General features: G+C 55.9%; 22 protein-coding genes. 6 read left to right on the top strand and 16 right to left on the bottom strand.

What is annotated here, in order from left to right:
• Window positions 1-4 precede the first annotated feature (4 nt).
• The 13 genes from tatD to udp form a co-directional block, all read right to left on the bottom strand.
• The gene (tatD, locus tag U869_RS0100405) at window positions 5-787 is read right to left on the bottom strand and encodes a 3'-5' ssDNA/RNA exonuclease TatD (RefSeq protein WP_025121817.1); all 783 of its coding nucleotides are present in this window, start codon (window positions 785-787) and stop codon (window positions 5-7) included.
• A 166-nt stretch (window positions 788-953) separates the two neighbouring features.
• Window positions 954-1,724, bottom strand: a complete 771-nt coding sequence (gene tatC, locus U869_RS0100400; RefSeq protein WP_025121818.1) for a Sec-independent protein translocase subunit TatC — start codon at window positions 1,722-1,724, stop codon at window positions 954-956.
• A gap of 3 nt (window positions 1,725-1,727) precedes the next feature.
• On the bottom strand, window positions 1,728-2,288 hold the full coding sequence (tatB, locus tag U869_RS0100395) for a Sec-independent protein translocase protein TatB (RefSeq protein WP_025121819.1): 561 nt from the start codon (window positions 2,286-2,288) through the stop codon (window positions 1,728-1,730).
• Between the two features lie 3 nt (window positions 2,289-2,291).
• The gene (tatA, locus tag U869_RS0100390) at window positions 2,292-2,558 is read right to left on the bottom strand and encodes a Sec-independent protein translocase subunit TatA (protein WP_025121820.1); all 267 of its coding nucleotides are present in this window, start codon (window positions 2,556-2,558) and stop codon (window positions 2,292-2,294) included.
• A gap of 162 nt (window positions 2,559-2,720) precedes the next feature.
• Complete coding sequence (gene ubiB / locus U869_RS0100385; protein ID WP_025121821.1) at window positions 2,721-4,352, bottom strand: ubiquinone biosynthesis regulatory protein kinase UbiB; 1,632 nt, start codon at window positions 4,350-4,352, stop codon at window positions 2,721-2,723.
• Complete coding sequence (locus U869_RS0100380; RefSeq protein WP_025121822.1) at window positions 4,349-4,957, bottom strand: SCP2 domain-containing protein; 609 nt, start codon at window positions 4,955-4,957, stop codon at window positions 4,349-4,351. The genes ubiB and U869_RS0100380 overlap by 4 nt, the downstream gene beginning before the upstream one ends.
• Before the next feature lie 13 nt (window positions 4,958-4,970).
• Entirely contained in the window at window positions 4,971-5,726 is a 756-nt protein-coding gene (gene ubiE / locus U869_RS0100375) for a bifunctional demethylmenaquinone methyltransferase/2-methoxy-6-polyprenyl-1,4-benzoquinol methylase UbiE (RefSeq protein WP_025121823.1), read from the bottom strand.
• 78 nt (window positions 5,727-5,804) lie between these two features.
• The gene (rmuC, locus tag U869_RS0100370; protein WP_025121824.1) at window positions 5,805-7,352 is read right to left on the bottom strand and encodes a DNA recombination protein RmuC; all 1,548 of its coding nucleotides are present in this window, start codon (window positions 7,350-7,352) and stop codon (window positions 5,805-5,807) included.
• A gap of 142 nt (window positions 7,353-7,494) precedes the next feature.
• Entirely contained in the window at window positions 7,495-8,817 is a 1,323-nt protein-coding gene (locus U869_RS0100365) for an OprD family outer membrane porin (protein WP_037408715.1), read from the bottom strand.
• Between the two features lie 225 nt (window positions 8,818-9,042).
• On the bottom strand, window positions 9,043-9,831 hold the full coding sequence (locus U869_RS0100360; RefSeq protein ID WP_051588673.1) for a histidine phosphatase family protein: 789 nt from the start codon (window positions 9,829-9,831) through the stop codon (window positions 9,043-9,045).
• 321 nt (window positions 9,832-10,152) lie between these two features.
• A complete protein-coding gene (locus U869_RS0100355) occupies window positions 10,153-10,683 on the bottom strand; it encodes a DedA family protein (protein ID WP_025121827.1) in 531 nt (176 codons plus the stop codon).
• Window positions 10,684-10,770: 87 nt separating this feature from the next.
• A complete protein-coding gene (locus tag U869_RS0100350; protein WP_025121828.1) occupies window positions 10,771-11,553 on the bottom strand; it encodes a tyrosine-protein phosphatase in 783 nt (260 codons plus the stop codon).
• A 307-nt stretch (window positions 11,554-11,860) separates the two neighbouring features.
• The gene (gene udp, locus U869_RS0100345) at window positions 11,861-12,622 is read right to left on the bottom strand and encodes a uridine phosphorylase (protein ID WP_025121829.1); all 762 of its coding nucleotides are present in this window, start codon (window positions 12,620-12,622) and stop codon (window positions 11,861-11,863) included.
• A gap of 324 nt (window positions 12,623-12,946) precedes the next feature.
• On the opposite strand from udp, the gene U869_RS0100340 reads away from it, so the two are divergent.
• Complete coding sequence (locus U869_RS0100340) at window positions 12,947-13,783, top strand: dienelactone hydrolase family protein (protein WP_025121830.1); 837 nt, start codon at window positions 12,947-12,949, stop codon at window positions 13,781-13,783.
• 167 nt (window positions 13,784-13,950) lie between these two features.
• Here U869_RS0100340 and fsa read toward each other — a convergent pair whose 3' ends face one another.
• Both fsa and ptsP read right to left on the bottom strand, forming a co-directional pair.
• On the bottom strand, window positions 13,951-14,616 hold the full coding sequence (gene fsa / locus U869_RS0100335) for a fructose-6-phosphate aldolase (protein WP_025121831.1): 666 nt from the start codon (window positions 14,614-14,616) through the stop codon (window positions 13,951-13,953).
• 51 nt (window positions 14,617-14,667) lie between these two features.
• Window positions 14,668-17,169 carry a phosphoenolpyruvate--protein phosphotransferase gene (ptsP, locus tag U869_RS0100330; RefSeq protein WP_025121832.1) on the bottom strand — a complete coding sequence of 834 codons (2,502 nt, stop codon included), beginning with the start codon at window positions 17,167-17,169 and terminating at the stop codon, window positions 14,668-14,670.
• A gap of 360 nt (window positions 17,170-17,529) precedes the next feature.
• On the opposite strand from ptsP, the gene U869_RS0100325 reads away from it, so the two are divergent.
• The 5 genes from U869_RS0100325 (at window position 17,530) to U869_RS0100305 (ending at window position 22,579) form a co-directional block, all read left to right on the top strand.
• Entirely contained in the window at window positions 17,530-18,606 is a 1,077-nt protein-coding gene (locus tag U869_RS0100325) for a PTS fructose transporter subunit EIIC (protein ID WP_025121833.1), read from the top strand.
• Between the two features lie 58 nt (window positions 18,607-18,664).
• Window positions 18,665-18,985, top strand: a complete 321-nt coding sequence (locus U869_RS0100320; protein ID WP_021181481.1) for a PTS fructose-like transporter subunit IIB — start codon at window positions 18,665-18,667, stop codon at window positions 18,983-18,985.
• Between the two features lie 68 nt (window positions 18,986-19,053).
• Complete coding sequence (locus U869_RS0100315) at window positions 19,054-21,351, top strand: formate C-acetyltransferase (protein WP_025121834.1); 2,298 nt, start codon at window positions 19,054-19,056, stop codon at window positions 21,349-21,351.
• On the top strand, window positions 21,317-22,213 hold the full coding sequence (locus U869_RS0100310; RefSeq protein WP_025121835.1) for a [formate-C-acetyltransferase]-activating enzyme: 897 nt from the start codon (window positions 21,317-21,319) through the stop codon (window positions 22,211-22,213). Before U869_RS0100315 ends, U869_RS0100310 begins: the two co-directional genes overlap by 35 nt.
• Window positions 22,214-22,234: 21 nt before the next feature.
• The gene (locus tag U869_RS0100305) at window positions 22,235-22,579 is read left to right on the top strand and encodes a PTS fructose-like transporter subunit IIB (protein ID WP_021807973.1); all 345 of its coding nucleotides are present in this window, start codon (window positions 22,235-22,237) and stop codon (window positions 22,577-22,579) included.
• A gap of 136 nt (window positions 22,580-22,715) precedes the next feature.
• Here U869_RS0100305 and U869_RS0100300 read toward each other — a convergent pair whose 3' ends face one another.
• Complete coding sequence (locus U869_RS0100300) at window positions 22,716-23,591, bottom strand: AraC family transcriptional regulator (RefSeq protein ID WP_025121836.1); 876 nt, start codon at window positions 23,589-23,591, stop codon at window positions 22,716-22,718.
• Window positions 23,592-23,677 lie beyond the last annotated feature (86 nt).

The raw sequence follows: 23,677 nt of genomic DNA, 5'->3' as shown, positions 1-23,677 counted from the left end.
TAACTCAGACCAACCGGAAAATCCGGCGGGCGTTCTCATCAGTTTTCTGGCTCAGCCACTCGGGATCGTCTTCTCGCCAGATAGCTACCTGACGAACGATATGGGGCAGAAAACAGGGTTCGTTGCGACGAGATGCCGGTTTCGGATCTAAATCCCGGGGCAACAAATAGGGGGCATCGGTTTCCAGCAGTAAACGGTCGGCCGGGATGTGCGGTAACAAGGCCCGCAGTTCAAGGCCCCGGCGCTCATCACAAACCCAACCGGTGATACCGATCGACAAACCCAGCGCCAGGCAATCCTGCAACTCTTCGGCGCTGCCGGTAAAGCAGTGCACCACCGCGGCGGGCAGTTTATCCAACCAGGGAGTCAGCAGTGCAACAAAACGTGCGTGTGCCTCGCGGCAATGCAGGAATACCGGCAGATTGAGTTCGGCCGCCATTGCCAACTGGGCGCTGAATGCCGCTTCCTGTTGTTCCGGGGTGGAGAAGTTGCGGTTAAAATCCAGCCCGCATTCGCCGATGGCAACGACTTCTGGCCGCAAAGCCAGTTGGTGGATCTGCTGCGCGACCTCATCATGCCAACTGCTGGCATCATGCGGATGTACACCCGCAGTAGACCAGCAATAGCCACGATGCTGTTGCGCCAGGAGGCTGGCCGCCTCGCTTTGCTGGGCATTGGTGCCGGTGATCAGCATACCTGTCACGCCTGCTGCCTGCGCACGCTCAACCACCTGCGGAACATCTTTGGCAAATTGTGAGCTGGTAAGGTTAACGCCAATATCAAACATGGTTTTTCCAAAGCAAGAACCGGCAATCGATTGATCCCCTCACCCCAGCCCTCTCCCAAAGGGCGAGGGAGCTAGTACGGTGCCGTATTCAGGTACAGGAGTTAATTTGTGGCACGTTCGGTCCCATCTCCCTGTGGGAGAGGGTTAGGGTGAGGGGTTACGGGGATCAGGAGGCCGGTGGCTCTTCGCCTTCCTCTTCTTCCTCTAGCGGTTTACGTCGCTTCCCTACATAGAAGCGGGCAAAGAACACCCCGACCTCAAACAGCAAGTACATTGGGATAGCCAGCAGGGTTTGCGAGAACACATCTGGTGGCGTTAACAGCATGCCGACCACGAAAGCCCCAACCAACACATATGGGCGCTTCTTTCTCAGGTCCTCTGGCGTGGTAACACCGCTCCAGCACAGCAGAATAATGGCAACCGGCACCTCAAAGGCCACGCCAAACGCCATAAACAATGCCATGACAAAGCTCAGGTAGTTGCTGATATCCGTCGCGATCGTGACGCCGACTGGCGCAGTTTTGGCAAAAAAGCCAAAGGCCAGCGGGAACACCACGAAGTAGGCAAACGCCATCCCCAGATAGAACAGCAGGCTGCTGGAGAACAGCAGCGGCATCATCAGGCGACGTTCATGCTGGTAAAGCGCTGGAGCGATAAAGGCCCAGACCTGATAGAGAATGAAAGGAGCGGCAACGATCACCGAAACCATCATTGTCAGCTTGATCGGAGCAAAGAACGGGGAAGCCACGTCGGTGGCGATCATGCTCGCACCAGCGGGCAATTGCTCGATCAACGGTGCAGACACGATCTGATAGATATCATTGGCGAAAAACACCAACACGATAAAGATCACCAGCACGCTGATGATCGAATTCAACAGCCGCTTACGCAGTTCAATTAAATGACTGATAAGCGGTTGGGTATCTTCAACGGCCATGTTTTAACGTTCGCCACTAGGTTGTTGAGACGCAGGGGATTTATCCGCCACAGGCTCTTGGGGGGCCTGCTTTGCAGGGGCTTGCTGATCCACTGCCGTTGCCTGAGCGACAGGTTCGCTATGCACTACTGGCGCGGGTTCAGCGGACTGCGGTGCCGCAACGGGTGCAGAAGCCGTTGTCGCCGCATCCGCCGGTGTCACACCGTCATGCAGAGCTTCGGGATCCGTGACCACTGGGTTGTGGATGGTATGCGGCGGCTCATCCTTATCGACGTGATAAGAACGTTTCAGCGACTCAGCGGCTTCCTTCAGCTCATCCATCGAGGCTTTGAGTTCTGGCGTCAAATTCTGCAAGCCAGCCTTCTCGGCCTTCTTCAGGCTTTCCTGCAACTCTTGCAGCTTCAATTCCTGCGTCAGCTCATTCTGTACCGATGCCGCCAGAGAGCGCAGCGCTCGGATCCAGCCCGCAACAGTTCTGACCGCCACCGGTAACCGTTCTGGCCCGAGTACCACCAGGCCAATAATCAGTACCAGCAGCAGTTCACCAAACCCAATGTCAAACACGGTTTATACCTGCTCTTTGTTCTTCGACTCTTCCGCTGCTTTGACTTCCGGCTGCTTATCGGTGATAGGCTTGGCCGCAAAGTCCGCGTCGTGGCTGGTTTTTTCAGTCGTGTTGGTTGGCGCAGCGCTGTTGTCATCGCCGATCGCCTTCTTGAAGCCTTTGATTGATGCACCGAGATCGGAACCCAGCGTACGCAGTTTGTTGGTACCAAACAGCAACACCACGATCACCGCGATGATCAACAATTGCCAAATACTAATACCGCCCATAACAATTACCTCTAGTATAAAGGGGTTATGCCCATCGCCTTTCACAATTGAAATGCACGGAGCATCTTTTGAGTTGCCGCATTATATACCCTTCATCTTTGTGTTGGATATGCCCCTTTTGGTGGGGCGACTACGGCAACTGTGTTCCTGGTTTTATTCAATTCAGGCGGTGCGTTTCCAACCGACTACCCAGGCTACAACGCCTGCAGCCATCATCCAGGCAGGAAACACCTCTACGCCTCCCAGCAGTAAAATCGTACCACTTACTAACAGTGTAGCGCCAACCCCGAATAAATACCGTGATTGACCTTGCCGAACGCGTTGCGCCTGCATCTGACCGGTTAATTTATCGACGCTTTGCTGCAAAAGTTTATGCTGTTGCAGGCTGTCATAAAATAATTCAGGTAATTCAGGCAGTTTTTCCGCCCAGAACGGCGCTTTTTCCTTCAGCGCACGGATCACCGCCGGAATTCCGACCTGATCCCGCAGCCAGCTTTCCAGGAACGGTTTCGCGGTAGTCCACAGATCCAGCTGTGGGTAGAGCTGACGGCCAAGGCCCTCTACGTACAGCAGCGTCTTTTGCAGTAATACCAACTGCGGCTGCACTTCCATGTTGAAACGACGCGCGGTGTTGAACAGGTTCAACAGCACGTTACCAAACGAAATCTCTGCCAGCGGTTTTTCAAAAATCGGCTCGCAGACGGTACGGATGGCAAATTCAAAATCTTCCACGTTGGTATCACGCGGTACCCAACCGGAATCGACGTGCAGTTCTGCCACCTTACGGTAGTCGCGGTTGAAGAAGGCGATAAAGTTTTCCGCCAGGTAGCGCTTGTCGTCTTTGTTCAGCGAACCCACGATGCCACAGTCGATGCCGATATAGCACGGATCTTCCGGGTGCTCGTAGCTGACGAAAATATTGCCTGGGTGCATGTCGGCATGGAAGAAGCTGTCGCGGAAGACCTGGGTAAAGAACACCTGGACGCCACGCTCTGCCAGCAGCTTCATATTGGTATTCTGCTGTTCCAGAGCCGCAATATCCGACACTGGGATGCCGTAAATCCGTTCCATCACCAACACGCTTTCACGGCAGTAATCGGAATAAACCTCTGGCACGTAAAGCATCGGGCTGCCGTCAAAGTTACGGCGCAGCTGGATGGCGTTGGCCGCTTCGCGCAGCAGGTTCAACTCATCGAGCAGGGTTTTCTCATATTCACGCACCACTTCGCGCGGACGCAGACGGCGACCGTCCGGCATCAGCTTAGGCACCCAGCCTGCCAGGCGATACATCAGGCGCACATCGGCTTTGATAATCGGCCCAATATCCGGGCGGATCACTTTCAGTACCACCTCTTGGCCGGTCGTTTTCAGCCGGGCGGTATGCACCTGGGCAATCGAAGCCGACGCCAACGCCTGCTGGTCAAAGTCATCGAACCAGGTTTCCAGCGGGCCGCCCATCGCCAATTCGATATGCTTACGCGCCAGTGCACCATCGAACGGTGCAACCCGATCCTGCAACAGGGTCAGTTGGTCAGCAATATGCGGCGGGAACAGATCGCGGCGGGTCGACATCATCTGGCCGAACTTGATCCACACCGGGCCCAGCTCTTGCAGCGCCAGACGCAGACGTTCGCCCAACGGTAAATCTTTATGACGGTTCGGCATCCAGAACAGCAAGCGGCGGCCAATGCGCAACGGTAGGGTCAAGCGCATCTTGGGGATCAGTTCATCCAGACCATAGCTAAGGAAAACGCGCACGATCAAATACAGGCGGCAAATTTCGCCAGGGGTCATCGTTTACCCTCCAACTGGTCCATACGGGCAATCAGTGCGTCCACACTGCGAACGGTGGCATCAACCTCTTCGTTAAACCACACCACTTCCAACGGGCCGGGAGCCATGCGCCACTCTTCGGTCAGCGTTTCCGCCACATAGCGTTGCTGGCTCTGCAAGCCGGATTTCAGCAGACCAAGGCCTTTGCCTACGATCTGGCTCATCCCTTGCGCGGCAATATCACCCACATAAGGCGCCAACCATTCCGCTGGATCCCACTCCGCCAGATCGAGCAAACCGACCAGCTGTTGCACCACCTGAATATCGCCTTCGACAATCAGCTCGCCGCTACGCATCAGCGGGGAAAGCTGCTGACGATCGCGCAATTTCAGCAGCACCGGCACCCGGGTTTGTACCGTACAGTCGGCGCTATCTTCAGACTGGCCGAGTACGTCCACACGCTGTTCGCTAAACAATAGCACCAGCGGCGAAGAGAGCTCCTGTAACTCGATACGCAGCACTTTGCCCACCAACCGTTGGCGGGCCGCTTTCATGCTGCGATCGCGAAACAGCAGGCTATTGAGTGAGGTTTCCAGCACGCCGGTCAGTAACGGGGTTAACAGCATCGGCATTTCCATATCAGAACTTGAAACCCCGGTGCAGCGCAACGATGCCGCCGGTCAGGTTGAAGTAGTTGACGTTCTCGAAGCCGGCATTGCCCATCATCCCCTTCAGAGTTTCCTGATCGGGGTGCATACGGATCGATTCGGCCAAATAGCGGTAACTGTCTGGATCTTTCACCACCAACTCGCCAATTTTTGGCAGCACGTGGAATGAATAGGCGTCATAGGCCTTGCTCAGCGGCTCCAGCAGCGGCTTGGAGAACTCCAGCACCAGCAGGCGGCCACCCGGCTTCAACACGCGGAACATCGAGCGCAGCGCTTTGTCTTTGTCGGTGACGTTACGCAGGCCAAAGGAAATGGTGATGCAATCGAAATAGTTATCCGGGAACGGCAGCGCTTCGGCGTTGGCCTGCACGTAGCTGATATTGCCAACGATGCCGTGGTCGCGCAGTTTTTCGCGCCCCATATTGAGCATGGAATCGTTGATATCCGCCAGCACGACTTGCCCCTGCTCACCCACCATACGGGAGAACTTAGCAGCCAGATCGCCTGTACCACCGGCCAGATCCAACACGCGTTGGCCGCGGCGTACGCCACTGCAATCGATGGTAAAACGCTTCCAGATACGATGGATGCCAAACGACATCAGGTCGTTCATCACGTCATACTTTGCCGCTACCGAGTGAAAAACGTTAGCCACCATGGCCTGCTTCTCGTCTCTTGCTACGGTACGAAAGCCAAAATCGGTGGTTTCCTGCGCTTGATCTGCCATTGTCCTGCCTGCCATTCAGTCAATTTAGTGTCGTGGAGTGTACCAGAAAGCGGCGTAATACCCCACCTTGCAGCGGCATCATCCGTGCGATGCGCGATGCGATTGTTCGGAGCTATCGTCGTCGTCTTCCCCAGGTAACGAGGCTATCTCCTCGTCGGCTTCGCCGAGCAGTTCATCGTCCTGCTGTTCCGCGGCCTGCTGCGCCAAAAGCGGGTTGATGGGGCGTTTAATTTCAACCCCGAGCGCGCGGAAGCCTTCGACCCGGCCGATAAGATTACCACGGCCTTCACTCAGTTTATTCATCGCCTGGTGATAGCTGCCCTGCGCCCTATCCAGGCTTTGCCCCAGGGCCGACATATCGTCAACGAACAGCCGCATCTTGTCATACAGCCGGGCGGCGCGATCGGCAATACGCTGGGCGTTTTGGCTCTGGTGCTCATAACGCCACAGGTTGGTAATAGTGCGTAACGCCACCAGCAGGGTCGTTGGACTGACCAGCATGATGTTATGTTGCAACGCCTCGCTAATCAGCTCTGGCTCACGATCGATGGCCAGCAGGAAGGCCGGCTCCACCGGGATAAACATCAGCACATAATCCAGCGAACGCAGGCCGGGCAACTGTTGATAATCTTTCCGGCCCAGCACACGAATATGCCCACGCAGTGAAGTGATATGCTCGGTCAAGGCCGCTTCGCGCTCGAAATCATCTTCGCTGTTGAAGTAACGCTCATAGGCCACCAGCGACATCTTGGCGTCGATAACTACGTCTTTACCCTGCGGCAAACGCACGATCACATCTGGCTGCATACGGCTTTGGCTATCCAATCGCACATTAACCTGTGTCTCATACTCATGCCCTTCGCGCAGGCCAGAGGCTTCCAGCACGCGGCTCAGCACTACTTCACCCCAGTTACCCTGGGTTTTATTATCGCCTTTCAGTGCCTTGGTGAGGTTGATCGCCTCGCGAGCCATTTGGGCATTCAACTGCTGTAGATTACGGATTTCATGTGTCAACGTATGGCGTTCGCGTGCTTCCTGGCCAAAACTGTCCTGCACCTGGCGGCGGAAACCGTCCAACTGCTCGCGTAGCGGCAGCAGCAGGCTATCAAGGCTCTGTTTATTTTGTTCTTCCACCTTGCGGCCGCTGCTTTCAAAAATGCGGTTGGCCAGATTCTCGAACTGGGTGGTCAAGCGTTGTTCACTGCTGATCAGCAGCCGCTGCTTCTCTTCTGCGGCCATGCGGGTTTCCTCCAGGCGGATGGTCACCTCACGCAGCTCGGCTTCCTGAGCGCTGTTGACTTCGCGCTGTGCCCGTAGCTCCTGGTTCAGCAGTTCGCATTCATTGCGCCAGTGGTTGAGCTGTTGCAGCCTCTCCTGCCCGGCGGCCAGTTGGCTGTGCAGGGTGCGCAGTTCCAGATCGTTTTGCCGCAGCAGTTGTTCGTGGCGTTGCAGCGTCTCTTGGCGGGAAGTGGTTTCAAGCTGGGCCTGCTGCAAAGACTGCTCCAGCAGGCGCATGTCGGTTTCATGCTGCGCAGCGTGCTGTTGCGCGCGCAGGCTGGCGATCAGCCACCCCAGCAGTAAGCCTATCGCCACGCCACCAATACCGTAAACCAAACTGGTATCCACCCTGCCTCCTGTCAAACATGCGGTTCCGGCGCGTTTTGCGCCTGTTGCCTGCCACGTTAAAGGGAGCCTGTATGGATGTCCAGTCTGTTTTTATGATGAAGTGAGCGCGGTATCTTCAACAGTACCGCGCTGATAAGACAGGTTAAAACAGTTTGAAGCGGTATTCAGCGATAAACTCACCGGACAGCGAATGGGAGATCTGGGAATGGCCATCCACCAGTATTGGCGTTTTATTGCTGTTCTTATAGGACCAGCCCGGTCCGGCCATGGCGAACACCGTCAGATTTTTCAGCTTGGGATGGGAGGGTGCCCAACGGCCAAAGACGTTGATTTCACCGGTACGCACCGCTGCGCCCTGATAGCTGAACTGGCCCACGTTGCCCGCCAGTCCGGCAGTAAATTCCGGCGTGATGCGGTATTCGGCCATGGTTGCCAGCATGGTTTCACCATCACGCATATAGTCTTCACCGGCATAGGCCATCGAGGTAAAGGTACCGCGTGAGTTTTTGGACATATGGCGCGGGTAGAAGCCAAGCTGACCATCCCCCTTCGGTGCCCGCGTGTGGGCAATCCCGACCTTGACACTCCATAGTGGTTCCTGCCATTTGGCATCCAGCGCATAGTGGTTGGCATTATGATCGAAGTTGCGCTTGCTCAGTGCCATCTGTTTATAGTCGTCCAGCGCCTGAGTGGTATAAATCTGGCTGCCCAGGGTGAGTTTCTCATCGGCTTTGTAGTTCACACGCAAGATCTGACGACGCAGATAATCCTGTGATTCCCCGTAGGCTAATTGGCCGTTAAATGCTTTATTCTCATAGCCCAACTCAGCGCTGGCGAGATGGTTGATATAGCGGCCATCGCTGGTCTGTAAACGCAGGCTGTCGGGTGAGTTACGATCCATAGAACGTTCAACATACGCGCCGCGTAAAGACAGCCCGGCACCGGATACTCCACCGGACCATCCCAGGTAAGTCGTAGGGGATAGTCGAGTGGAGGTGGAAATCACGCCGTAGTTACGTAACACCTGCCAACCAGCCTGGGCATTCAGTGCTGCACCACCCACATCGCCTTTCAGCTTGATATAGCGTTGGCCCACCTTGCTGTAGCCGGCGGCATTCTCTTTGCTGTTGCCTGGGCCATTGTTATACAACACCCCACGGGTATTGAAGTAATCACTGGCACCCAGTTTCACCGCGCTGTAGTAATCGAGATTCACGCCGATAAAGTCAGCAAAATAGCCAGACTGATAGCCCAGTGCCAGCCCTTGCCCCCAGGCGTTATGCACTTCCTTAGGGTTGGCGGCATCTTCCTTGAGATACTTCCAGTAGTTTTTCAGCGACAGTTCAGCATGACTGTCGCTGAAAAAGGACGAATCCAGCACATCATCAACGCTGGCCTGGGCCGTGGTGGATAATAGCGAAATAGCGACTAAGCAGCTTAATACAGAAGGTTTCATTATTTTCATCCCCGAAAAAGGTATTTACCCTATGGATTTCAAGTTGCAGCTAGGCGACAAACTTACTCATCCCCAGGAGCTTACTTTTAGTAAGTGACTGGGGTGAGTAAGTGCAGGTAACAACGCTGCAGCTTGAAAGACGACGGGTATAGAGAATCCCTGCCGAGGCAATTTATTATTGCCTCGGCTAATATCCCCCAGCAGAGGGGTTAGTTATTTTTTATTGGGTAATAATCAAGGTGCTTTATTTAATAACGTTTTCCCTTTTTCGACATAAGTCATATCGCCAATATCGGTTACGGTATATTTTCCATCTTTATAAGTCATCTTGACCACCGCCGCGTTAGTCAGTGGCTTATTTTTGTTCGGGTTATCGGTCATATCGGAAATCATCATCTGCATCGATAGCCCAGAAGAGACCGCCAGGATGTTTTTATCACCGTTCTTCAAGGCATTCTGCACCATGGTATTCAGTGCACGCTGCATACGGGTTTTCACCTGTAGCGCGCTTTCCGCCTCTTTTTTGTCATCGCTTTGCGTGATGGCATCCACCATCGGGATCAGGCTGATCTTGCCTTCGCCCATCTGCTTGAACATTTCGGCGCCAGAGGCCAGGCCCATTTTCTTGGCAGCCGCGCCGGCCATTTCGGCGTTAGCACGCCCTTCAAAACCGCCGAAGAACATTTCGCGCAGATCGGTCAGTTCCGTGACCTTGGCATCCGACTTGCCCATTTCCTTGAGGATCACCTGCATGGTTTCACGCTGGCGGCCGGCATCACTGGTGTAGAAACTGTCGAAAGGGATCCCCTTCAGCCCGGCACCCAGATAGCGCGCGGTTTCGATCCCGACCGGTGTCAGCGGTGAGTCAGCCCAGCCCTGCACCCGATCGTAGGTATTGAGCAGTGTTTTACCGTGGCGGGCAAAATAAATATCCACGCTGTCGCTTTCCGCCGCAGATACGCTGAAGGCCGCAGCAGAGGAAACGGCAAGGACAGAGGCCAGCAACCAGGTTTTAATTTTCATTGACTATTCCTTAGTGAAAAATGATGCCTACAGGACTATTTTTTAATCATTTGTCGATCGCCCGGTAAATTAGAGGCAAAAAAAAACCCAAACCCATGACATTAGTTTGTCGACGGGTTTGGGTTTTGCCTGTTTATTCACAGTAACAATCCACTTGTTAGGAAAGTAACACTGCTGAAAAAATAAGGGAATTAAAAATCGCCAGATAAGGATAAATTCGTGATCAATTTCTCACTCTATCCCAAATAATTTAAAAAGCATCCGGTTGTGGCCAGATAAAGAAGGGCGCAGCATGCAGCGCCCCTACTATTGAGAATGGGTTCAACCTATCCACTGGGTAAGCCATTTGATGCCAAAGGCTCCTGGAGCCAGGATGCCGAAGGCCCAGACCATCGCCGAGGCCACGTTGGCAATCTGGAACGAGGCTTGCGGCATGGCACAAATGCCACCCACCAGCGGCACCACGGCACGCAACGGCCCGAAGAAGCGGCCAAAGAAGATGCCCAGCACGCCCCAGCGCTCAAAAAACGCATGGCCACGTACCAGCAACTGTGGATTACGTGACAGCGGCCACATATGGGCTACACGCTGCTGATAGTGATAACCAACCCAATAGGAGAGCCAGTCACCAAAGAAGGCACCCGCAGCGGCGGCCGCCCAAATCGGCCAGAAAGCAATGCCGCTCTCGCCAATCAGTGCCCCCAGCCCCAGCAGAATAACCGTTGCAGGCAACAGCAAAGAAAGAAATGCCAACGACTCGCCAAAGGCCAGGAAGAAGACGATCGGTATCGCCCAGGCTTGATGCTGGCGCACCACTTCCCCAACCCAGTCAATGATGTCATTGAGGCTCAATGATTTTCTCCCCTAGGGAATGGATCCTGATCCAAGGATACGCAATGCCCTGCTGCGCGGGTTAAACCTGAGCTAAACATGCTGCCATTATTCGAGATAGAACGCCTGGATTGCCTCGCGCTGGCTTTGCCCCAGCCCATATTCGGCCTCCAACCAGCGATCGGCAGAGCCATATTGCTGACGAATGCAGCCCAGCGCGGTGACCAGAAACTCTTCACGAGCACCGAGTACATAGGCAAACTGCGCTACCGAGGCGTCGTTCAACCGGCTAGAGAGCTGTTCCAACATATGATCACGGAAGCTCGCCAGCGTGATTTGCGTTAGCAGATAGTCTTCCATCACCGTGGCCTCATCCGCCCCCAGAGCCAGCAGTACCATCGCAGAACCGACGCCGGTGCGGTCTTTGCCTACTGCGCAGTGCTGCACAATCGCACCACCTTCAGGCTGGGCCAACAGCTGCGCCAGTTGGCGATAGGCAGCGTTATTGAATGGCAAGCGGCGATACAGCTCCAGCATAAAGGCCCGGGCATCAAACTTGGCCAGCGTCTCGTCAGTGAGTTTATCCAGGTTGGCGTTGACTTCACTGCTCAGCGGGTTGGCTGGCACGTGATAATAATCGGCTCCCGCCCATAACACGTCCGGTTTGGCCTGCACTTCGTCAATATCACGGTAATCCAGCACCGAGCGCATCGGCATCTTGGCCAGGTAGCTACAGTCGTTTTCGCTCAACCGATCCAGAGCGCCGGAACGAAACAGCAGCCCGCGTTTGATACGGCGACCATCGGCCACGGTGTTACCGCCTAAATCACGGAAATTGATACCACCGTCTAGCGGCGCAAGTGAGGGATGGAGTGAAATCTGAGTGGTCATTAGACGTCCTTATATTGATTGTCTTGGGATAGACCGCCACACCAGCCGGTAATCGGAAAACACCAACAACGGCAGGCCAGCAGTATGACGTAGGGGGGGATAACCGTAACAGATGGAGAAACGGGCCGTCAAACGGCCCGCTTCAGATTGATGACAAAGTGGCAATGTTGCTGAATTTGTAGGGGTCGAACATGTTCGACCCTGGCCAACCCACTGATTATTAAGGTTGGCGCAGCATGTAACGCCCCAACATGTGAGACCAGCGAAGATTTGTCAGTAGTCTCAAACGGCCTACTTTTAACTAGGATTACAGCAGACGGCGAGCCGCCTCAACGACGATTTGCACCGCCTGGCTTTCGGTCTTCTTCATGGTTTCTGCATTTGGGATCTCTTGCTGGGTGCGGTTAACGATCACACCGGCAACCATCCCCGCACGCAGGCCCTGGCTGGCACACATGGTCAGCAAGGTGGCGGATTCCATTTCATAGTTCATCACACCCATCGACTGCCACTCTTCCATGGAACCTTTAAAGCGGTTCACTACACGGCCGGAATAGGTGTCGTAACGTTCCTGGCCTGGGTAGAAGGTATCGGAAGAGGCGGTGACGCCGATATGCGTGGTCGCGCCACTGGCCTTGGCGGCTTCAACCAGCGCCGTAGTACAGGCAAAGTCCGCCACTGCCGGGAATTCCATCGGGGCAAAGTGCAGGCTGGCACCATCAAGACGGACGGCAGCGGTAGTGACCAGCACGTCGCCCACGTTGATATTGGACTGAATGGCGCCGGTCGTACCGATGCGCAGGAAGGTACGGATACCCAGCTGTGCCAACTCTTCAACGGCAATAGAGGTAGACGGGCCACCGATACCGGTTGAACACACGACCACCGCTTTGCCATCCAGTTCGGCACGCCAAGAGGTAAATTCGCGGTGGGAAGCCAGGTGTACCGGGTTTTCCATCAGCTTGGCGATTTTCTCTACACGCTGCGGATCGCCAGGGACGATGGCCAAAGTGGCGCCTTGCAGATCGTTTTTAGTGAGACCGAGGTGGAAAACGTCAGACTGAGACATGGGGACTCCTCATAGATACGGTTTTTGGGAGGAACAAATAACTACTCTACTGAAAATTGCTGGCAAATTTCGTGACGATAATCACTTTGAACAAAGAAACAGACATTCATCTACATTATTTGTGTGATTAAGGTCACATCAAAATTCAGTAAGAGACTAAATCTCCACCAAGTTTAACCCAATTACTTCGTAGAGGCGCTGCATGCTGCTCATGCTGGCATGCTTCCGCCCTGAGCAAAAATTCGCCATGCCGTGCCAATAAGCGGTAATCTGCCTATAGTTAACTGCCGCGCTTTTTTCTCTAACGCATGGAGCCTGCAATCAATGAAAACAGAACAACAAATGACATTAAAACAGGCCAAAGGGGGATTCACCCCGGCCGTCGCACCGTTGGCTACCTCGACTATCCTGACCGATGAACAGGATATTCACGTAGGGGAAACCACCATCCCATCGCAAGGGGACGATCTGCCAGCCTATATCGCCAAACCGGCCCACCATCAGGGGCCATTCCCGATCGTGTTGGTGGTGCAGGAAATCTTTGGCGTGCATGAACACATTCAGGATTTGTGCCGTCGCCTGGCGAAACAGGGTTATCTGGCCATCGCTCCAGAACTCTATTTCCGCCAGGGAGATGCCAGAGAGTACAGCGAAGTCAGTGAGTTGGTAAAAAACCTGGTCAGCAAAGTGCCAGACAGCCAGGTTCTGGCCGATCTGGACCACGCTGCGCATTGGGCAACGCGCCACAGCGGCGACGCCAGCAAGTTGGCGATCACCGGCTTTTGTTGGGGTGGACGTATCACCTGGCTGTATGCCGCGCATAACCCGCAACTGAAGGCGGCGGTGGCCTGGTATGGCAAGCTGGTGGGGGAGAAAACCCTGAATTCGCCCAAGCATCCGGTTGATATCGCCATCGGTCTTTCGGCGCCGGTACTCGGTTTATACGGGGGTCAGGACGGCAGCATTCCACAAGAAACGGTGGAAACCATGCGCCAGGCAATCCGTGCGGCCAATGCCGATGCGGAAATCGTGGTGTATCCCGAAGCGGGCCACGCTTTCCACGCCGATTACCGGCCAAGCTATAACGCAGAGGCTTCCGCCGACGGTTGGCAGCGTATGTTGGCGTGGTTCAGCCAGCATGGTGTGCCGGGTGTGAAGTAACAATCTCCCCTCACCCCAACCCTCTCCCACAGGGAGAGGGAGCCGTACCGTGCTGAATTCAAGTTTAGAGTCTGCCTGTATTACCTTGATATATATGTAGAGTTTCGTAGCCAAGATGTGGCTCATTCTGTCCCCTCTCCCTGTGGGAGAGGGTTAGGGTGAGGGGCTTAGCTCAGCGCCAAGGTACCAAACGCGCCGTGCCAATCGTGCTCAAACTTTTCTACCGCCGCCTGCACCGCCGGAGCACTGATAAACTGCTCGGCAACATCGACCGGTAAGGTAATAGCTTCACAACCTGCCAGCAGACACTCCAGCGCCTGCCGTGGGGTTTTGAAGCTGGCTGCCAGCACTTTGGCCTGCGGAGCATGCAGTTCCAGCAAATGCTGCAATTCTTGCACGGTAGCAATGCCATTGCCGCCCTGAGCATCTACCCGGTTGACGTAAGGTGCCACATACTCCGCCCCCGCCAGAGCAGAAAGCAGCCCCTGTGCCGCCCCATAAACCGCCGTACCTAACGTTGGAATGCCCATGCCACGCAGGGTTTTGATAGCGGCCAGTCCTTCACCGGTTACCGGCACTTTCACCACCAGGCCAGGAACGCGTCGGTTGAGCAATACCGCTTCTTCTACCATCTGATCGGCCTTGGCGGCCATCACCTGGGCAAACAGCTTCCCTTCCCCACCGATGATATCGCGCAACGCAGGCAGCACTTCCCATAGTGACGTGCGTGATGCGGCCACAATGCTTGGGTTGGTCGTCACCCCTTGCAATGGCAATACCCGTGCGAGACGTTTCACCGCATTGATATCAGCAGTATCCAGATAGAGTTCCATAATTGCTCCTCAAGACTAAATATGAAGGGCGCCGCAGCGCCCAAGAATGAATTACAGTTCAAGCTCTTGTTTCAGCAACGCCTCTACCTGTTGGGCCGATGCCGCGTTCACCAGGGCGTCTCGGAAACCTTCATGCATGATGCGCCGCGCCAGCTTGGAGAAAATGCGCATATGCTGGTCCCCGGCGGCATGTTTATTGAGGGTCAGCATGATGACGAACTGGGCCTCTTCATCGCCCCAGACGACCGGCTGCGCCAGCTTGGCTACGCTGATGGTGGACTGTTCGATATGCTCAGATTTGGTATGTGGGATGGCAAAGCCAAAACCCAGCCCGGTGGAAAATACCGCCTCACGCGCCCACAGGTCGGCGGCAAGGTTACGTGGGTAGCGGCAGCGCCCAGCCAGCAGCAGGTTATCCGCCATGCCTTTGATAACCTCTTCCTTGCTGCGCCAATCGGCCCCCAGGGCGATACATTCCGGCGTGATCAGCGGAGCATCGCTTTGCTCCATGCGGAACTGAGCCAGCAGGTGTTCCACTTCCAGCGACGTCCGGCAGGCCATGGCCCGGTTGAGCAACAAACGGCATTCGCGGCTGTCCAGCTTGGCCAGACGGGTTTTGGTGGCGGCAATAGCAGGGGCGCTCATACTGATCTCATCCAGCCCCATACCCACCAGCAGCGGCAGCACCGAGCCTTTGGCCCCCAGTTCGCCACACAGGCCGATCCATTTGCCGTGGCGGTGGACTTCACGCACCGCATGATCCAACCCACGCAGGAACGCCGGGTTCAGGCTGTTGTAATGTTTGATGACCTTGGCGTTGTCGCGATCCACCGCCAGCAGGTACTGCGTCAGGTCGTTGCTACCGATGCTGAAGAAGTCGATCTCCTCACAGCACTGGTCAATGATAAACAGCACCGAAGGCACTTCCAGCATGATGCCGAGCGGAATTTTTTCGTCGAACGGGATCTGCCCGGCACGCAACGATTGCTTCACTTCGGCCAGTTGATCCTTCACCCACAGGATCTCTTCCATCGAGGAGATCATCGGGATCATGATCTTCAGCGGACCATGTGCCGAAGCACGCAGGATCGAGCGCAACTGAGTACGGAATAGCGGCAGGAATTCCTGATAGATACGTACCGCCCGGTAGCCGAGGAACGGGTTATTTTCGGCCGGGATGTTCAGGTAATCCACCGGCTTGTCGCCGCCGATGTCCATGGTACGCACGATAATCGTCTTGCCTGCGGCCGCTTCCACCGCCTGGCAATAAATGTTGTACAGCTCATCTTCGGAAGGCGCGGTCAGGCGATCCATATACAGCATTTCGGTACGGAACAGGCCCACCGCCTCGGCACCGTTGCTGAAGGCGGCTTCTGCTTCTACCGCATGGGCGATATTGGCGGCCACTTCCATTCTTACGCCGTCGGCAGTGCGCCCCGGCTGATCCAGATAGGCGCTTTGCTGGCTGCGGATCTGCTCACTCAGCCACTGCTCCTGCTGATAGTAACGACGTACCGGTTCGCTGAGATCGCAGGCCACCAGCCCAAGATCGCCGTCGATCTGCACCGATTGATGCAGATATGGCAGCATGGCTGCGGCATCAACGCCAACCAGGGTAGGAATGTTGAACGAGCGCGCCAGGATCACCGTATGCGAGGTGCTGCCACCGCTGCCCAACAACAGGCCTTTCAAGTAGCGTTTATCCAGTTCCAGGAATTGGCTGGGCGTCAGCTCATCGGTGATACAGATGCTGTCGACACTCAGCGCCTGTTGTGCCGGGAAGCGCTGCTCGCCATAAATTTGCTGTAACAGCTGGAAGCTGACATCACGAATATCCAGTTCGCGCTCCCGCAGATAGGCACTGGCAGACTGCGCCAACTGTTGGCTGAAGTGGGCTGCGGTGGCCACAATCGCGGCGGCGCAACTTTCCCCTGACAGCACACCGTCGAGCAGGTGTTGACGGAATCCGCCGTCACGCAGTAATGAACGGTGCGCTTCCAGCACCGCCGTGGTAGTACCGTTACCGCCCATCAGTTGCAAATCCAACGCCTTGCCAAAGCGCGTTAGCCCTTCGGCCAGTTGCTGCTGCTCCTGTTCAATAGAGTGAGCGGGCGGCAAAGACAGAGCGTTTAAATCGACCCGCGCCAGATGCACCAATTTGCCATTGGCAGTGCCCTGGTTGACGGAACGGGCCCGTACCAACGTTGGGTTCAGATTAGCTAAAGACTGCGGGATAGGTTCCTGCTCGGCCTGGTCGTTCACCTGCGGCAGCGCTTCGTCACAGTGCGGGAATTCATGTTCGATAAACTGGGTCAGGCGCTCAAATGCGGCCTGCTCATCTTCCCCTTCGATGGTGATCCGGCACTCGTCGCCCAGCAAAGTATCGGTCCCGATCAGCGACAACACGCTTTTGCCATCACCGCAACGGCCACTGCGCGCGTTGTGCCATTCAAAGCGGGAACGGAAACCGTTGCACAGGGTTTCGATATGGCTGGCTGGGCGGGCATGCACCCCGTTGGGCAGCACGCAGGTAAACGTCACAATTTTCGCCATCACTCTTTCCTCATACCAAAGCAGCGGTGAACAACACCGGTTTGTCACAAGGATAGAAGCGCAGCGCGGCCCAGGGCTATCGGATAAAAATGTCAAACACTGGACAAATGTATCCTGACGGCATAAATGCGATGTCGCTCACAAAGCCTGCGCCCTCAAGCCCGGTTTCTTCTGTCGCACACTTTGAGTTAGATCGCACTTTTCTCCTGACAATACAAAAATCCAGTAAATGGCAATTTTATCCACTGTTGATAGTGGCGACGGATGCCTATTGTGATAGCCAACAACCTTTATCCATCAAGGGTCATTCCCTGGTGGTTTTATCTCAGAAGCACGCTGGTCGCGGCCAGGGAGTGAACGATGAAAGACCTACTCAATATTCTAAGAAACACACGCCAGCATTTAATGACCGGCGTCTCCCATATGATCCCGTTTGTGGTCGCCGGTGGCATTTTGCTGGCTATCTCCGTGATGTTGTACGGTAAAGGGGCAGTACCCGATGCCGCAACCGACCCTAACCTGAAAAAACTGTTCGATATCGGCGTGGCCGGGTTAACGCTGATGGTGCCTTTCCTCGCGGCCTATATTGGTTACTCCATTTCAGATCGCTCCGCGCTGGCTCCTTCGGCAATTGGTGCCTGGGTGGGCGCATCCTTCGGGGCTGGCTTCTTCGGGGCGATCATAGCTGGCCTGCTGGGCGGCATTATTGTGTTCTATCTCAAGAAGATCCCGGTGCCGAAGATCCTGCGTTCGGTGATGCCGATCTTCGTGATCCCCATCATTGGTACCCTGCTCACCGCGGGCATCATGATGTGGGGGCTGGGCGAACCGGTTGGCGCACTGACCAATGGTCTGACCCACTGGCTGCAAGGTATGCAGCAAGGCAGCATCGTGGTGCTGGCGATCATCATGGGCCTGATGCTGGCGTTTGACATGGGTGGCCCGGTCAACAAGGTGGCCTACGCCTTTATGCTGATCTGCGTCGCTCAGGGCGTCTACTCCGTGGTTGCCATCGCGGCCGTTGCCATCGCCACCCCACCGCTCGGTCTGGGCTTCGCCACGCTGATTGGCCGTAAATACTACACCCCGGAAGAGCGCGAAGCGGGTAAAGCCGCGCTGCTGATGGGCTGCGTCGGCGTTACCGAAGGGGCCATCCCGTTCGCCGCCGCCGATCCGCTGCGCGTTATCCCTTCCATCATGATTGGTTCCGCCTGTGCCGCCGTGACCGCCGCATTGGTCGGTGCCCAGTGCTACGCCGGTTGGGGTGGGTTGATTGTGCTGCCAGTGGTTGAAGGCAAGCTCGGCTACGTTGCTGCGCTGCTGGTCGGCATGGTAGTCACCGCCCTGCTGGTTAACCTGCTGAAAAGTTTTGCCGCCAAGAAACAGGCCACCAAAGCCGCCCAGGACGATCTGGATCTGGATTTCGAAATTAACTGAATCAATACGCCCTCAGGCTACGGCCTGAGAGACAACGAATACTTTTGAGGAATTTGCCATGACTATGATTATCGCTGTTACCGCTTGCCCATCTGGCGTTGCCCATACCTACATGGCTGCCGAAGCCATTGAACGTTCCGCCAAAGCTCAAGGCTGGCAGTGCAAGGTGGAAACCCAAGGCTCTATCGGCCTGGAAAACGAACTGACGGCCGAAGACGTGGCCGCTGCCGACGTGGTGATCCTGACCAAGGATATCGGCATCAAGTTTGAAGAACGCTTTAAAGGGAAAACCGTGGTGCGCGTAGCCATCAGCGACGCGGTAAAACGTGCCGATGCCATCATGGAAAAAATTGCCGCTCATTTAGCGCAAAAGGCCTGACCGTAAGGCTAGCCCGGCACCACGTGCCGGGTTTTCCCGCCCCCATTACCGCACAAAAGGAAAATGTGATGATCTCCCGGATCGAACGTCTCAAAGCCGCCCTGTTCTCCGCCCCGCGTGAAATTTCGCTCGAACGCGCACTGCTCTATACCGCCAGCCACCGGCAGACCGAGGGAGAACCCACCATTATCCGCCGTGCCAAGGCCACCGCCTATATCCTCGATCACGTAGCAATTACCCTGCGGGAAGACGAGCTGATCGCCGGTAACCGCACGGTGAAGCCGCGTGCCGGGATCGTCTCGCCAGAGATGGACCCTTACTGGCTGCTGAAAGAGTTGGATGCTTTCCCAACGCGCCCGCAGGATCGCTTCACCATTTCCGAAGCCGACAAGCAGGTGTACCGCGAGCAGCTTTATCCTTACTGGGAACAGCGCTCGATGAAGGATTTCATCAACGGCCAGATGTCCGAAGAAGTTAAAGCCGCTACCCAGACCCAGATTTTCAGCGTCAACCAGACGGACAAGGGTCAGGGACATATCATCATCGATTACCCACGCCTGTTGAATAACGGCCTGGATAGCCTGCTGGCCGAGTTGCAAAGCCACGTTGAGCAACAACCAGATAATGCGTTCTACACCGCCGCACTGCTGCTGTTGCAAGCCTCGCAGCGCCACATCCTGCGTTATGCCAGCCTGGCCCGTCAGATGGTGCAACAGTGCAACGATGAAACTCGCCGCGCCGAGCTGCTGCGGATCGCCGAGATCGCCAGCCACAACGCCCGCCATAAGCCGCAGGACTTCTATCAGGCCTGCCAGCTGTTCTGGTACATGAACATCATTTTGCAGTATGAATCCAACGCCAGCTCACTGTCGCTCGGCCGTTTCGATCAGTACATGCTGCCGTTCTATCAAGCCTCCCTCAATCAGGGACAGGATCCGGCCTTCCTGAAGGAACTGCTGGAAAGCCTGTGGGTGAAGTGCAACGACATCGTGCTGTTGCGCTCTACCTCCAGTGCGCGTTATTTCGCTGGCTTTCCGACCGGCTACACCATTTTGCTGGGCGGCCTGACGGAAACCGGCCGCAGCGCGGTCAACGTGCTGTCCTTCCTGTGCCTGGATGCCTACCAGAATATCCGCCTGCCGCAGCCAAACCTGGGCGTAAGGGTCAATGAATTTATCGATCGCCCATTCCTGCTGAAAACCGCCGAAACCATCCGCCTCGGCACCGGCATTCCACAAATCTTCAACGACGAAGTGGTGGTTCCGGCGTTCCTCAACCGTGGCGTCTCGCTGGAAGATGCGCGTGATTATGCGGTGGTGGGCTGCGTTGAGCTGTCGATCCCTGGGCGTACCTACGGCCTGCACGACATTGCCATGTTCAACCTGCTGAAGGTGATGGAACTGACGTTGCTGGATAACGAAGGCAATACCAGCCTCACCTACCCGCAGTTGCTGGATCAAATCCGCGAAAAAATCCGTCATTACGTCCGGCTGATGGCCGAAGGCAGCAATATCTGCGATATCGGCCACCGCGACTGGGCTCCGGTACCGCTGTTGTCCTCCTTTATCGATGACTGCCTGCAAAACGGTAAAGACATCACCGAAGGCGGCGCACGCTATAACTTCTCCGGCGTACAAGGCATCGGCATCGCCAACCTGAGCGACTCGCTGTATGCCCTGAAAGGCCTGGTTTTCGATCAGCAGCGCCTGAGTTTTGACGAACTGCTGGCCACGCTGAAGGCCAACTTCGCCACGCCGGAAGGGGAAAAGATCCGCGCACGGCTGATCAATCGCTTCGACAAATACGGCAACGACATCGATGAAGTCGACCTGATCAGCGCCGATCTGCTGCGATTTTACTGCAAAGAAGTGGAGCAGTACCGCAACCCGCGTGGGGGGCAGTTTACGCCTGGGTCTTATACCGTTTCCGCCCACGTGCCATTGGGAGCGGTGGTGGGAGCCACGCCGGATGGACGTTATGCCGGGGAACAGTTGGCGGACGGCGGGCTATCGCCGATGCTCGGCCAGGATGCCCAAGGGCCAACGGCGGTACTGAAGTCGGTGAGCAAGCTGGATAACTACCTGCTTTCCAACGGCACGCTGTTGAACGTGAAGTTCACCCCAAGCACGCTGGAAGGCCAGCAGGGGCTGAACAAACTGGCGGATTTCCTCGGCGCCTTTACCAAGCTCAAGTTGCAGCATGTGCAGTTCAACGTCGTGAATGCCGAAACCCTGAAGGAAGCGCAGGCCAGGCCGCAGGACTTCGCCGGGCTGGTGGTGCGTGTCGCCGGCTATAGCGCATTCTTCGTGGAGCTGTCGAAGGAGATCCAGGATGACATCATCCGCCGTACAGCGCATCAACTGTAGCCTGATCACGCCCGGGTTTTCCCGGGCAACTCACACCGAGCCGCAGGCCCGCATTTTCAATATTCAGCGTTATTCGCTGAATGATGGGCAGGGCATCCGCACCGTGGTGTTTTTCAAAGGCTGCCCGCATAGCTGCCCATGGTGTGCTAACCCAGAGTCGATGTCGGGCAAGATCCACCGCGTGCGGCGCAAGGCCAAGTGCCTGCGTTGCCAGCCCTGCCTGAACGATGCGCAAGAGTGTCCAAGCGGAGCGATGGAGCTGATCGGCCAAAACATTACCCTGGAGGCGCTGTTACAGCAAATTCTCAAGGATGAGGTGTTTTATCGCACTTCCGGCGGTGGGGTGACGCTCTCCGGCGGTGAAGTGCTGATGCAGGCCGAGTTTGCTACCCAGCTATTGCAGCGCTTACAGGCACTAGGTATCAATACCGCCGTCGAAACCGCCGGGGATGCCTCGCAAGCCCACGTATTGGCCTTGGCGGAACACTGCGATCAGATCCTGTTTGACCTGAAGATCATGGATGCCAACGCCGCTAAAAGTCAGTTGAACATCAATCTGCCACGGGTGTTGGCAAACTTTACCGCGCTGGTACAGCACGGAGTTAATCTGATCCCTCGCCTGCCGTTAATACCCGGCTACACTTTGAGCACGGAGAATATGGCGCAGGTGCTGGCGTTCCTGGCACCTTTTGGGCTACAAGAGATCCACCTGTTGCCTTTTCACCAGTATGGCGAGGCAAAATACACTCTTTTAGGGCGTGAATATGCCATGCGCGGGGTCGCGGCCCCGACAGAACAAGAGGTTGCCCCCTTGCAGGCGATGGCACAGCAGGCGGGTTACCGGGTCATCATTGGCGGTTGAACAGAACATAAAGAGGCTGGTATGACGATAAAACTCGTAGCGGTTACGGCCTGTATCAGCGGGGTCGCCCATACCTATATGGCTGCCGAACGGCTGGAAAAACTGTGTGCGCAGGAGAAATGGCCGGTCAAAGTAGAAACGCAGGGGGCATTAGGTATTGAAAACTCGCTGACGGCGGACGATCTGGCCCAGGCCGACGTGGTGCTGTTGATCAGCGACATCCTGCTGGCGGAAAGCGAGCGTTTTGAGCATCACCGTTGCGTGCAGATCGGCATCAACACCTTTCTGCGTACGCCGGAGAAGGCGCTCAGTGCGGTACGCAAGGCCGCAGCCTCCCCCCAGGAAACACATATCCGCGTGGTGTAATCTCCCTCACCCTAACCCTCTCCCCAAGGAGAGGGGACCGACCGTGCCAAAATTTTACTCCCACATCTGGTTTTAACACGGGCGCAGCATGCAGCTGCCCCTACGCAGTGCCGCATTACCCGCCAACGACGCTGGACTAATTCCCTTTCTCTGTGGGAGAGGGGCCCAGCTCGCTGTGGTATTGGCCACGGTATTCCGACGGGGAGCGCTCGGTGTTCTTGCGAAACAGGCGGCAGAAATAGTTACTGTCGACAAACCCGCAGGCGTGCGCCACCTCTTTCACCTTCATGTCATAGCGTTTGAGCAGGTGCTTGGCCTGCTCCAGCCGCACGTGATTAAGATATTCGTTAAAACCGATGCCACCGGCCTTCTGGAACAGGTGAGAAAGGTAATTGGGCGAGATATAGAACGCCTGAGCCACCGACTCGCGGGTTAACGGCTCGCGATAATGCTCTTCCAGATGACTGCGCACCGCATCAAACAGCGCCTGACTACGCGAGGCAGTTCTCACCGAGGTGCCAAACAGATCGAGCGCATGACTCAACAAACCCTTCACCAGAAAGCGTGCGGTGGGCTGATCGCTCTGATGCCAGGAGAGTTCGTTCAGCGCCTGCAACATAAACGACCCTACGCGCGGGCCGCGACGCGCCACATTGTCTTTACCCAGCAGCAGCGTGCCTTCCCCGTCCCAACCCAGCAGGCTGTATCCCAGTTGCTGCTTGCCAAACAACAGGCTGAGCGTGGTAGTGGGTTGCTGCCAGCGCGGGCTGTTCCAACCTTGCGCTGGGACAAACAGCACATCCCCCGGCAGCAATATCTGCCGATGCCGCGCCCCCTGGCTGCCTTCCCACTCCATTTCCTGCTCCCCGTCCACCACCAGCTCAAGGCGCGGAAAGCCTACCTGATAGGCCAGTTCCGGGGCCGGATGTTGGTTACCGGCAAAATAAACCTGCCGGATCCCCTGCCCATCATCGAGCAGCGGAGCCAACACGGCCACCAGCGGATGTTTCATCGGGGATAATCCTTCAAACCAAGTGAAAAGCGATAGTTGATGATAACCAATAGCGGGCAGGAAAACGCGGGGGCAGAACAAGAAAA

The sequence above is a fragment of the Serratia sp. H1w genome, from assembly GCF_000633355.1.
GTDB lineage: Bacteria > Pseudomonadota > Gammaproteobacteria > Enterobacterales > Enterobacteriaceae > Chania.
This window is presented reverse-complemented; position numbering and strand designations above follow the sequence as displayed.